This window comes from Porphyromonas uenonis 60-3 (assembly GCF_000174775.1).
In the GTDB taxonomy this organism is placed as follows: Bacteria; Bacteroidota; Bacteroidia; order Bacteroidales; family Porphyromonadaceae; genus Porphyromonas; species Porphyromonas uenonis_A.
The window spans coordinates 21,045-33,386 of sequence record NZ_ACLR01000179.1 but is presented as its reverse complement, the minus strand read 5'-3'; the positions used below and the strand labels follow the sequence as shown (position 1 = coordinate 33,386).

Here is a 12,342-nt window from a genome sequence, read left to right as displayed (position 1 = left end):
AAGCTCGGAGGAAATCGCCCAATTCTTCCGAAGTTTGAAATAAAAGTTCGGAAGAATGAAATGAAACTTCGGAAGAAAGATTTTGAAGTTCCGAAGAATTTTTCGTTTCCTTGCTGGATATTCCGAAATCACCACCGAGAGATATTCGATTTCCTCGGAGGTGTGCGCTGAGTGGTCTCCATCGGCTGTCAACGGTGATCGTAGATGTGTAGCCCGAAGTCGCAACTCATGAGCTTTGCGAGATGGCGGGAGGACGCTTCATTCGGGCTCATTTTGTATCTTTGCGAGAGCTAGGGTTATATCACTAGCCGTTTTCATCATGAGCTACACCAAACATCCTAATAAATATATCGGAGCGCATGTGAGCGCTGCCGGTGGCGTGGAGGAGGCACCGCTGCGTGCTGGCGAGCTGGGCGCACGTGCCTTCGCTTTCTTTCTCAAGAATCAGCGCCAGTGGCAGGCTAAGCCTTATACCAAGGAGCAGATTGATACCTTCATCGCAAACTGTGACGAGGTGGGCATCCGACGGGAGCATATCCTGCCCCATGCGAGCTACCTATATAATATAGGTAATGCGGACGCTGCCAAGCGTCTGCGCAGTCGCCAAGCTATGATCGACGAGATGCACCGCTGCGAGCAACTGGGGCTGAGCTTGCTCAACTTTCACCCAGGGAGCCACCTCAAGGAGATCTCCGAGGAGCAGTGCATGGAGTACATTGCGGCTGAGATAAATGCCGTTTTGGCTGAGTCGGAGGGTGTCAAGCTGGTGCTGGAGAATGTGGCGGGGCAAGGGACCAACGTGGGCTATACCTTCGAGCAGCTCGCTTACATCATCTCGCACGTTGACGATGCTAGCCGTGTGGGGGTCTGCATCGACACGGCGCACACGCTGGCGGCTGGCTATGAGATACGTACGGCTGATGGCTACACGGCTATGTGGCAAGCCTTCGACGATATCGTCGGTTACGATAAGCTCTGCGCTATCCATCTGAATGACAGTAAGAAGGATTTGGGCACGCGTGTGGATCGGCATGAGTCTATCGGCAAGGGCTTTATGGGTACGGAGCTATTCAAAATGCTGATGGACGATCCCCACTTAGACAATATCCCGATCGTCCTAGAGACGCCTGTACCTGAGCTCTGGGCTGAGGAGATCGCTTACCTCTATGCGCTCTAATGCTATATGCTGACGAAGATCTACGCTGATACGCCTGACTACGCTGTGGTGCGTGAGGTGGTCCAATGCCTGGAGAGTGGGGGAGTGATCATCTATCCTACGGGTGTAGGCTATGCGCTCGGTTGCTCGGCACTGAAGAAGCGTGCCGTGGAGCAGGTGTGCCAGATCAAAGGGGTGGACAGCAAGCGCCACACGTTGGCGATCATGTGCCAAGACCTTGGCGAGGTGGCGCAATATGCTAAGCTGGGGAATGAAACTTTTGCCCTGATGAAGTCGGGCGAGTACGAGCCAGCTACCTATATATTGCCTCCGACGACGACGTTGCCAGCGCCCTTCCGCCAGCGCAAGGAGGTGGGAGTGCAGCTCTGCAAGCACCCTGTGACGCGGATCATACTGGAGGAGCTAGAGGCTCCGCTCCTGACGGGCTCACTGCCTGATCTGCCTGAGGGGTATGACACGAACTACCTGACTGATCCCGAGCTCATCGAGGAGTACTACGGGCATCAGGTAGATCTGATCATTGATGGCGGTGTGGCTCCGGGCGGTCATAGCGCGATCCTCGACTGTACGGGTGCGGAGCCGCAGCTTCTCCGTGAGGGAACCTTTTAACAATACATCCACTACCGCACATGCTTCATTCGCACCAGCACTTCTCCACGCTCTTAGTCACCTTCCTGCTCCTAATCCTAGGCGCTGCGGGGTGTGCCAAGCAATCTTCGCCAGAGGGTGGTCCCTATGATATGACCCCGCCTCGGGTCGTGCGCTGTACGCCTGAGATGGGGAGTACAAACGTCTCGACGCATCGTGTGCGCATCACCTTCGATGAGTTCATCCAGCTGGAGCGAGGTGAGGACAAGATAATCTATTCGCCACCACAGCGTATCCCGCCGAAGGCTTTGGTCAATCAGAAGCAACTGATCGTCACTTATCAAGATAGTCTGATCTCAAACACGACCTACACGATCAACTTTAATCGTGCTATCAAGGATTACAACGAGGGCAACTACATTGAGCAGTATGTCTACGCCTTCAGTACGGGCGACTACCTGGACACGATGCAGGTATCGGGGCAAGTGCTCGATGCCTATACGCTACAGCCACTCCCTCATATCCTAGCGGGTGTCTATGACACGCCCCTTCCTACGGACTCGCTAGACCGGCCGATGACCCGTATGACCTATACGGACGACAAGGGACACTTTACTCTGCAGAATGTCCGAGATGGTGCTTACTACGCTATCGCTCTCATAGACATGGATCGTAGCTATAGCTACAACGCTCCGAACGAGAGCTTTGCCATCACGCCTGATAGCTTTCGCACTGAGGTGATCCATCGCTCGGCTCTCATCCCAGCGAAGGAGACGAAGGTGGATTCGCTCGCTAATGTGGCGGATTCGCTTGGGGTGCGTGCCGATAGTTTGATCGCTAAGAAGCAGGCTCCGAAGAGTGAGACCGATACGACTGCCACAGCCGCAGATAGTGTGTCGCCTTACGTTTACCTACCTAACGATCTGCTCCTCCTACTTACCCGTCCGAAGACGCACATTGTCCGCCTCGAGCGACTGGTGCGACGAGACTCGATGTCGCTCATGGCGACCTTTACGGAGCCTCTTGACACGCTACCTCAGATCCAGATCCTCTCGCCAGACTACCTGACGAAGTCCTCAAGCTACTACCCCGACCTCTCGACTGATCGCAAGAGCCTCACCTACTGGCTCTCGCCTCACGACTCACTGGCGAGAGACTCCGTCGTGGTGGCATTCGCCTATCCTACGACAGACTCGATCGGTAGTCCGATCAATAAGCTTGACACGGTGACGCTGCATGCGCCTAGAGCGCATGTGGCAAAGGCTAATGCTAAGCCAAAGAAGCAACCTGATGTAAAAGCTCCCGAGACAGCTCCCAATAGTCTCAGTCATGCTGGTGACAGCACCGCTCTAGCAGAGACAAAGCGCGAACTCAGAGCTGTTACGATTCTTTCGCACGAAGACATTCATAAAGAGACGACACGAGACTCCCTTTGGATTAGCTATGATGTGCCGATTCTAGCCATTGACACGACGCGAGTGCAGCTCGCTAAGTTGGTTGATTCGGTACCGCAGCCGATACCTTGCCAGTTATTGCTTGACAGCGTGCGACGTTGCCGCTGGTTGGTTGACTTTGCCAAAGAGCCTGGTACCACCTACCGACTCACGGTGGATACGGCTGCCATCACGGGGCTCTATGGAGGAACCAGTGCTTCGGCCGAGAAGGATCTTAAGATAGCCTCTGTGACTGAACTGGGCTCTCTAGCGATCACGCTCACAGGATACCCTACGGAGCATCCGCTCTACGTCCATCTCCTCAGCAGTAAGGAGGAGATTCTGGCGACTGCTCAGCCTGACAGTGCGGGCTTGGTTGCCTTTAAGGAACTGGCTCCAGGAGCTTACTTCCTCAAGCTTTACGTAGATCTCAATGGCAATGGCTCTTGGGATGGTGGCATCTACCCAGCGACACCGCCAGAGCCTGTGCGCTATCTGCCTCAGTCAGTAAATGTACAGGCGCGCTTTGCCACAGAGCAGAAGTGGGCATACGATGGTACGCCTCTAGCAGAGCAACGTCCGAAGGATCTGGAAGGGGGATAAACCAGCGGAGGGTGATGGCAACCGTGCTAATGAGACTAATCAGAAGCGAGACCTCAACGTCGAGTATGCGCAGCGTATGCGGGAGCGCTACGGCAAGCGTTGGAATCCGACAGATCGCGAGCGTAAGATCATGGGGCTCCCCTCACGTGCCGAGGAGCGAGAGGCACGAGCGCGTGGCGAGGAGATTGAGATAGGTGCTCCGCCCAAGGATAAGGAGCAAGGCGATAAGGCTCAGACTACAGCATTAAGCTCTGGCAGTAGAGCCCTCACACGGTAGTTTGCGGGGGTCACTCCATCATGGCGTAGACCAACGTATGCTGGAGGATGGGGAGCGCTGCGAGGAGTTGATCGGGCGTAAACGGCTTGACGAGCCGACAGCTGGAACGTGGTGCGAAGAGGAGCTGGCGACGCTGGCGCAAGAGACAGTAGCGGCCGCTATTCGTCGGGATCTGTTCGTCGAGTAGGTCAAAGACGATGCGCTCTGGATCTACATAGAGCGCTGCGGGAGCGAGCTGATCCATCTCCAGCAGACTTAGTTCGATAGCCCAGGTCAGCAACTCCGCTATGCGCAGAGGGCGTAGCATACCAAAGGGCGCTTTTAGGTCAAAAGGCTTGTCGGCTGGTTCCTTTGCAGAGGAGATGGCGAGGACGCTTTGCCTCTTTCCCTCGGCATCTTTATAATAATAGTAGGTTGTCTCTCCGATGGTGCCGATGCCGCCGTTCTCGAGTGCTAAGCTCGCTAGGAGCGTGCGCCACTGATGGTAGCTATGCGTGACGGTAGGGTAGTGCTCGGCCAGTGTAGCCTGCCAACTTTGGTATTGTTGCCAAGCTTCGCCAGAGGGTCGGTCGGTGGGCTTCCCTTCTAGAGTAGGAGTAAGGCGCTTGCCATAGAGCGTGGCGTAGCCCATCTTGCGGTAGAAGTGATAGAGCCACTCTTCGGCTGGTATGAGGAAGGCGCAGAGACATCCCTCTCGCCACATTTGCAGGTGGCTCGCTCGCATGAGGTGCTGCACGAGCCCTTTGCCTCGCTGGTCGCTTGCGGTAGCTGCGCCCGAGATGTAGCCAGCACGCCACCATTGGTCACGATAGCGCATCAGGTAGGGTAGGTACTGCACATGACTAAGCGCACGGCTCTGGTCTAGCGTCGTGAGCAGATGGGTGCGACGAGGGTCAAAGGTGGTACGACTGTAGAGCGCAATGAAGTCGTCGCTATCCCCAAAGGTGGTGCGCCAGATCTCTTCGTAGAGTCGCTGCGTCTCAGCCTTCGGTCTCATGCTTAGGACTCCAGTTCGCCAGCCCAGTCGGGACGACGCCACACGCAGGTGTGCTTGACGAGGCGTACCTCAGGGCGATAAGACTCTTTCGCCTGACGCAAGCCAGGCAGGCCGAGGTCTTCCTCCCTATTGACATAGGTGTACTGCTCGGGGATGCTGCGGGCGAACTCACGGTTGATAATCGTATAGGCCCCGTCGATGTCGGTGCGCGCCTTCTCGATATGCACATCAAAGGTGTCCTCCGTGATGGGCGACCCCAGTGTAAAGGCAACGATCTCACCTCCGATCTCGATCATCCCGCCACGCATCTCCAGCGCCTCATAGTTGTCGAGGAATCGCTGGATGACCTTGCGCTCTGTATGCAAGCTGGGGTCAGGATCGCCCGTTGCCTCGGCATGTGCTAGCCACTCATCGGCAAAGTGCGCCACACGCTCTAGGTCGTCCGTGGTGATGGGCAGGTAGCGGTAGTCAGGGTAGGAAGCTTCGAAGCGGTTGATGTGATTGCGCTTCGACTGAAGCTTCTTGCCATTGAGTCGTGCGAGCTTTTCCCTGAGATAGACGTAGTCGATGTAGTCGTCGTCCTGGATATGGACGAACTCATCGGGAAAGAGCTTCTCTAGTCGCTCCTTGCAGCCTGGCGTAACGCCCATGAAGACGAGTGGATAAGCTTCCTGCTCGGAGATCTCCATGAGCTCCTTGATGGTCATTGTCCAGGAGTTGTCATCACGACAGAAGGGGCAGAGGTAGACGGGGTGGTCTCGGCGTGGTGAGCGAAAGCGGATCACCAGTGTCTGTGTGCCACCGATCGCCCACGAGGTCTCGTACTGTACCGCCCAGCCATAGAGATTGGCAAAGGAGATATCGCAGATCGGCTCTGCACCATAATAGATATAAGGAAAGACTGTGGAGCGGTCGGCTACATCGATCTGTCTAAAAGGGGTCATAATCTATCTCCTAGTGGCTCATAAACTCCTGAGCACGTCGTCTGATCGTCTCGTACATCGACTGAAGGCCGTTGCTTCGTGTCGGTGAGAGGTGTGACTGGAGTCCCAGTCGGTCAATGAAGTAAAGCGGTGTCTCTACGATAGCCTGTGCAGGCTGGTCATTGTAGCAGTAGAGGAGCATGGCGGCAATGCCCTTGGTGATGAGCGCATCGCTGTCAGCCTTGAGGTGTAGCGTGCCGTCTTCCTGTGGTGATATGATGATCCACACACGGCTCTGACAGCCGTCGATGAGGTTTTCGGTCGTATGCTCCGAGTCCTCGACAGGCTCCAGCTGGTCGCCCAGATCGATGATCATTTGGTAGCGATCCATCCAGTCGTCCACCAGTTCAAACTGTGAGATAAGTTCCTCTTGCCGTTCGTCTATAGTCATAAGTTTAGGAAGCTAATCAATGTTGAGCGTCTAGATCCTTGAGCACTGCCATGACGATATGTCCGACAGTACCTAGCGTCTCCGCCGAGATATTGCTCATATTGTCTTGTAGTGTGTGCCAATAGGGGGCAAAGCCCTCTTCGCTCTGCGGATCATAGTTGACAATGTCAATGCAAGGAATGCCAAGGTTGCGAATGACTGGCACATGGTCGTCGGTCAAGCCTCCGCCGTCCGCTTGGTGAAAGAGCGATCCGTAGCCTAGTTCCGCAGCTTTGCTCCACACCTTCGTAAGAAGCTGCGGTGCGTAGCTCTTGGAGAAGTACTCCCAGTAGAAGGTCGCATCGCGCCCTCCGACCATGTCTAGCAGGATGCCACCCATTGCTTGGTAGCCAGTCACGTGAGGGTTCTTGCTCCAGTGCGTAGAGCCTAGGCACCAGCTCTCCTCGTTGGAGTAGGAGCCGTAGTCCTCTCCGTCAAAGAGCACAATGTCCACCCCGATCGTCTGAGGCGCTGCGACGCTGCCCAGTAGCCGAGCCACTTCAAGCAGGACGCCTACACCGCTACCTCCATCGTCAGCGCCGAGGATCGGTTGCGTATGGTTGGCGGGGTTCGGATCTTTGTCCGCCCAGGGGCGCGTGTCCCAGTGCGCCATCAGGAGGATTCGCTGCGAGGCTTCGGGGTTGTACGAAGCAATCAGATTGGTCAGTGGGAGCTTTGTCCCATCATGCGCCGTTGCTTCGAAGCTCTGCTCCACGACCGTGGCGCCATACTGCGTCAGTCGCTCTTTCATCCAGGCGAGACAAGCGGTATGCCCCTCAGAACCTGGGATGCGTGGCCCGAAAGCGACCTGCTTGGCGACAAAGTTGTAAGCGCTATCCGCCTCAAAGGGGGTAGCCACGCGGGGAGTCTCCTCTTCTCCCTGAGCCGTCTCTTGGCTCTGCTGCTCCTTATTGCAGGAGAGCAACGAGAGCCCGAGGAGCAGCGGTAAGATGTATTGTGTGATACGTATCATATGCATTAAAAGCTAAGCGGATCAATGCTCAATACCAGTACGAGAGAGGACTCCCTCGTGGTAATAGTGCTTGACCTCTGCAAAGTTAGTGACAAGCTGGCAATATGGCAGCAGCTCTTCACAGTATTGTCGTCCCGTGAGTACCAGTTCGCACTCATTGGGGCGTTTTTTTATAGCATCGATGAGCGCCTCGATCTTGAGCAAGCCCAAGCCGACAGCCATCGAGACCTCATCCCAAATGACTAAGTCGTACTGCCCCGAGCACATCTGCTCGATGGCCCGTACCAGCCCCTGCTCGGCAGCCTGCACGTCCAGAGGACTAGCCGCATGGTCTATCAGGCAACCCGTCCCGCCGTACATAGATCCGTACAGTTCGACGGTGCACTCCTCACGCTTCGTATGCTGCTCCAGAAAGAGCACATCGCCGTAGCTCATTGTCTTGATAAACTGCCCAATGTAGACCCGCCCGCCGTGCCCCAGCGTGCGTATCGCCAGCCCCATGGCTGCGGTGCTCTTCCCCTTGCCTGTACCGTAATAGTAGTGGACAAAGCCTCGCTCCCACATGCTCATTAGCGACTTACAGGCTCATAGTGAAAGCCTCCCCCGTCCTGCTTCTTAGCAGACGAAGAGCTGCCACTGTCTCTTAGCTGGCTAGTCGCTTGACTGTTACCCTTCTTGTGGAGCGACTTTAGCTGTACCTTAGGCCCTTGCGACATAACCCCAGGTCCACTGTAGTACTGTTGAGCCTCGGGGAGAAACTCCTGAATGGCTCGGATACGGTTCTGATCGCTTGGGTGGGTGCTGAGGAACTCGGGTGTCTTCTGCCCTTGCTGAGCCATCTTTTGCCAGAGCGTCACAGCGGCCGCAGGGTCGTAGCCCGCCATTGCCATGAAGACCATGCCAATCTTGTCAGCCTCGTACTCCTGCTTGCGTCCATAGGGTAGGGAGACCAATAGTTGCGAACCAATCGGATAAACCTGCTGGAGGATGCCCCCGAGAGCCGCACTCTTTGCACCGACCATTCCTGTCAAGAGTTGTCCGCCAAGCTGTGTAAGCATCTCACGGCTAATGCGCTCGTTGGCATGCTTAGCCACAGCGTGAGAGACCTCGTGCGCGATGACCGCAGCCAGCTCGTCATCCGTAGGGCGCGTCGCCTGGAGCAAACCACTGTAGACGACGATCTTGCCACCAGGCATACAGAAAGCGTTGACCTGACGGTCACGGACGAAGTTAAACTCCCACTGTGTCGCCTGCGCTATCTGGTCGTAGCCATTGTTGCGCAGATAGTTGTCCGTAGCCTGTGCTATGCGTCGTGCCACACGGAGCGTCTGCTGTCCTTGGGGCGAGTTGTTGTCCACCGTCGCTTTGCGGATAAACTGACTATATTGTTGTGCGCTGGCCGCCGAGATCTCAGCGTCCGACACGAGGTTGAGTTGCTGTCGTCCCGTGATTGGCACGACGCCACACCCTGCCAGTAAGAGCGTCAGGGTGAGTGCTGTAAACCATCTAGCTATCTGTGTCATCTTCGTAGTATGTTGATTGAGTCTATGAGACCGTAGTCTCTGTTACTGCAAAGATACAAATTTAGAGGTTAGAGGCTAGAAGTTAGAGATTAGGAGGCTCCTCTAGAGGCACTAGGCTATAGAGCCACTAGTCTCTCTAGCCAACCGCCAATTTTTGTACATTTGCACTATATGTCAGTAGAGCAGATACCGCTAGCGGAGCGTATGCGTCCTAAGACGCTCGAAGAGTATGTCGGACAGTCTCACCTCGTCGGTGCGAATGCCCCGCTACGTGTGATGCTCGAGCGGGGGCACATACCCTCGATGATCCTATGGGGACCGCCTGGGGTCGGCAAGACAACCCTCGCGCGGCTTCTCTCGCAGTTGATGCAGTGTCGTTGCTATAGTCTCTCGGCGGTCGGCTCAGGTGTGGCCGATGTGCGCAAGACCCTGCAGGAGGCCAAGGATGCGCAGGCGGGTCTCTTCTCACAGCATCAGGGGCGACCGATACTATTCATTGACGAGATACACCGCTTCTCCAAGTCCCAGCAGGACTCCCTACTGGCAGCCGTTGAGCAGGGGGTGGTCACGCTGATCGGAGCTACGACAGAGAACCCCTCCTTTCAAGTGATCCGCCCGCTCCTCTCACGCTGTCAGGTCTTCGTCCTCAAGCCCCTAGAGGATAGCGACCTCTCGCAACTCATCGACCGTGTCTTCGCTACTGATCCGCTCTTCTCTCGCTACCATGTCTCCCTAGAGGGTGCCGACCGTGAGATGCTCATTCATCTGGCTGGTGGCGATGCACGCAAGCTGCTCAACCTCCTTGAGATGACCCTCTCGATGGCTCTCGAGCAGCATCCCGACGAGACGACCGTACAACTGACGGGCGAGGCGATTGCTAGCGTAGCTCGTCAACAGCCCGCAGCCTTCGACCGTGATGGGGAGTTGCACTACGACATCGCCTCGGCTTTTATCAAAAGCATACGTGGCAGCGACCCCGATGCAGCACTCTACTGGATGGCTCGCCTCATCGAGGGGGGCGAGGAACCGCGCTTTATAGCGCGTCGTGTGGTCATCTCAGCTGCCGAAGATATAGGCTTGGCCAACCCACAGGCGCTGGTCGTGGCGCAGGCGGCTGCCGATGCGGTGGACTTCATCGGATGGCCCGAGGGACGCATCCCGCTTGCCGAGGCGGTCGTCTACCTGGCTGGTTCACCGAAGAGCAACTCGGCCTACCTTGCCATTGATGCGGCCCTTGCCAAAGTGCGTGAGACGGGCAATCTGCCAGTTCCGCTCCATCTGCGCAATGCACCTACGAAGCTAATGTCTGACCTCGGCTACGGTGTCGACTACCACTATCCGCACGACTTCCCCAAGCACTATACACGACAGCAGTACCTGCCCGACGAACTTAGCGATGCGCACTTTTACGCTCCGCAAGACGTGGGGCAAGCCGAGCGTACGCTCAGCAACTACCTCAAGTTTATTGAGGAGGGAGAGTAGAGACTAGAATTTAGATATTAGAGGTTAGAGAGCCGATCTGTCAGGTGGCTCCGATGCCTCAGATCACTCTGATAGCTCCGATGTCGCTGGCTAATTGCTAGCCAGCCGTTGACAACCGATTACAGCTACTCAACCCTCACCCTCGAGCAAATCATCCATTACCTTGCTAGAAATTTCTGATCCTCCACGGAGGAACAAAAAAATTCTTCGGAACTTTGATTTCTTTCTTCCGAACTTTCATTTCATTCTTCCGAACTTTTATTTCCCGGTTCCGTGGAGAATTTCCGTTTTCTCCTTGACGCTTTCTGATTTCCTAGCGAGGGGAGAGACGAGAGATGAGAGGTGAGAGATTAGAAGTTAGAGATTAGAGAAGAGATTAGAGATCGGAGCAATCAGAATCATCGGAGCCATCAGAGCCATCGGATACGTGTAACCCGAACCTCTAATCTCTAACTAACTTCTAACCTCTCACCTCTAACTTCTAATCTCTCACCTCTAATCTCTAATTTTCGTACCTTTGCGGGGTAGAGGGGAGGATCGGTCGCTTATATATTATTGTATAGGTCTGCCGATCACGCTCCTTGATTTACTAATCACTCCAACTAATATACCCTAACAACGTTATGGACGACTCCTTACCGCCGAGTAAGACTCGAAGCCTCTCCTGTAGACCTCCTCTACTGCGGAGCCTGTGCCCTAGCGTCTGCTTGGGGTGATACTACGCTTTAAGCACCGCATAGCAACTGGAGGTCTCTTGAGTTACCATCACTATCATGTTACACCCTAAGAGACATAGATCATCATGCGGAAGTTTTACCTGCCCAAGCAGCAGTTTACTCAAATAGACAGCTTAGAGCCACACACCTGGATCAAGGTGGTGCAGCCTACCTCTGAGGATATAGACTATCTCTGCGATGAGCTGGGGATACCAGACAGCTTCATCGGAGATACAGCGGATAGCGATGAGCGCCCGCGTACCGAAGAGGAGGACGGATGGAGACTCACCATCATACGTATACCGATTGAGACGCCCGAGGGGACGACTCCTTATAATACAGTCCCCATCGGTGTCATCTCACATCTGGAGAAGCAGCTCATCGTCACGATCTGCTACCACCGCACGGATCTCATACCTGACTTCATCCAGCACAATCAGCGCAAGGGCATCTCGGTCGATACGGATATAGACTTTATCCTTCGGCTCATCATGAGCTCAGCCGTATGGTTCCTCAAATACCTCAAGCAGATCAGCTTCCTGATCCTAGAGACTGAGGAGGCACTAGAGAAGAGTATCCGCAACGAAGACCTCCTACAGATGATGCGTCTGCAGAAGTGCTTCGTCTACTTCAATACCTCCATACGTGGCAATGAGTCGGTCATCGGACGCTTTAAGGTGAGTCACTATGAGCAGTACGACACGGATCTGGCGGAGGATGTGACGATCGAGCTAAATCAGGCGTACAACATGGTTAATGTGTACAGCGATGTGATGAACGGGACGATGGATGCTTTCGGTGGAATCATCAATAACAATATCAATACGATCATGCGCCGCATGACCAGTATCTCGATGATTCTGATGCTCCCTACCTTGGTTGCTTCACTGTATGGTATGAACGTGGATCTGCCGATGGCTGAGCATCCCTGGGCTTTCATAGGGATCATGGTGGTTTGCTTGATCTTTTCGGCGATCGCCTTCTGGATCTTCAAGCGCATTCGCTGGTTCTAGCCTCGAGAGTGCGACAAAACTTTGCAACCTCCTCTAGCTCAGGTCTTATGGTGGAAGGCTTCGTGCCATGAGTGCTGGCGATGGTTAGTGTGTGAGCTGGAGCATTTGCGCCGAATAGTGTATCTTTGTGGGAGAGATCCGCGGTCG

The 12,342-nt window shown here is 54.9% G+C and carries 12 protein-coding genes; 6 read left to right on the top strand and 6 right to left on the bottom strand.

The features are described 5' to 3' along the window. The first annotated feature begins 319 nt into the window (after positions 1–319). The 4 genes from nfo (at position 320) to PORUE0001_RS10915 (ending at position 4,078) form a co-directional block, all read left to right on the top strand. On the top strand, positions 320–1,177 hold the full coding sequence (gene nfo / locus PORUE0001_RS06480; protein ID WP_007365667.1) for a deoxyribonuclease IV: 858 nt from the start codon (positions 320–322) through the stop codon (positions 1,175–1,177). 6 nt (positions 1,178–1,183) lie between these two features. Further along, positions 1,184–1,786 (top strand): L-threonylcarbamoyladenylate synthase, encoded by a 603-nt coding sequence (locus PORUE0001_RS06475; protein WP_007365680.1) that lies wholly within the window; start codon positions 1,184–1,186, stop codon positions 1,784–1,786. 20 nt (positions 1,787–1,806) lie between these two features. Then, the gene (locus tag PORUE0001_RS06470) at positions 1,807–3,801 is read left to right on the top strand and encodes an Ig-like domain-containing domain (RefSeq protein ID WP_007365681.1); all 1,995 of its coding nucleotides are present in this window, start codon (positions 1,807–1,809) and stop codon (positions 3,799–3,801) included. A gap of 76 nt (positions 3,802–3,877) precedes the next feature. Continuing rightward, positions 3,878–4,078, top strand: coding sequence for a hypothetical protein (locus tag PORUE0001_RS10915; protein ID WP_007365677.1), 201 nt, complete (start codon positions 3,878–3,880; stop codon positions 4,076–4,078). Between the two features lie 10 nt (positions 4,079–4,088). On the opposite strand, the gene PORUE0001_RS06465 is transcribed toward PORUE0001_RS10915, so the two are convergent. The 6 genes from PORUE0001_RS06465 to PORUE0001_RS06440 are packed head-to-tail and all read right to left on the bottom strand — an operon-like array spanning position 4,089 to position 8,984. Then, positions 4,089–5,075 (bottom strand): GNAT family N-acetyltransferase, encoded by a 987-nt coding sequence (locus PORUE0001_RS06465; protein ID WP_007365674.1) that lies wholly within the window; start codon positions 5,073–5,075, stop codon positions 4,089–4,091. 2 nt (positions 5,076–5,077) lie between these two features. Beyond that, positions 5,078–6,019 (bottom strand): DUF2156 domain-containing protein, encoded by a 942-nt coding sequence (locus tag PORUE0001_RS06460; protein ID WP_007365663.1) that lies wholly within the window; start codon positions 6,017–6,019, stop codon positions 5,078–5,080. Between the two features lie 10 nt (positions 6,020–6,029). Further along, entirely contained in the window at positions 6,030–6,449 is a 420-nt protein-coding gene (locus PORUE0001_RS06455) for a SufE family protein (RefSeq protein ID WP_007365637.1), read from the bottom strand. Positions 6,450–6,465: 16 nt separating this feature from the next. Then, positions 6,466–7,461, bottom strand: coding sequence for a M28 family peptidase (locus tag PORUE0001_RS06450; RefSeq protein WP_007365633.1), 996 nt, complete (start codon positions 7,459–7,461; stop codon positions 6,466–6,468). Between the two features lie 21 nt (positions 7,462–7,482). Beyond that, a complete protein-coding gene (locus PORUE0001_RS06445; RefSeq protein ID WP_039865738.1) occupies positions 7,483–8,031 on the bottom strand; it encodes a cob(I)yrinic acid a,c-diamide adenosyltransferase in 549 nt (182 codons plus the stop codon). Further along, entirely contained in the window at positions 8,031–8,984 is a 954-nt protein-coding gene (locus PORUE0001_RS06440; RefSeq protein WP_007365679.1) for a M48 family metallopeptidase, read from the bottom strand. Before PORUE0001_RS06440 ends, PORUE0001_RS06445 begins: the two co-directional genes overlap by 1 nt. 171 nt (positions 8,985–9,155) lie before the next feature. On the opposite strand from PORUE0001_RS06440, the gene PORUE0001_RS06435 reads away from it, so the two are divergent. Both PORUE0001_RS06435 and PORUE0001_RS06430 read left to right on the top strand, forming a co-directional pair. Beyond that, on the top strand, positions 9,156–10,466 hold the full coding sequence (locus tag PORUE0001_RS06435; RefSeq protein ID WP_007365692.1) for a replication-associated recombination protein A: 1,311 nt from the start codon (positions 9,156–9,158) through the stop codon (positions 10,464–10,466). Positions 10,467–11,268: 802 nt separating this feature from the next. After that, entirely contained in the window at positions 11,269–12,195 is a 927-nt protein-coding gene (locus PORUE0001_RS06430; protein WP_007365691.1) for a magnesium transporter CorA family protein, read from the top strand. Positions 12,196–12,342 lie beyond the last annotated feature (147 nt).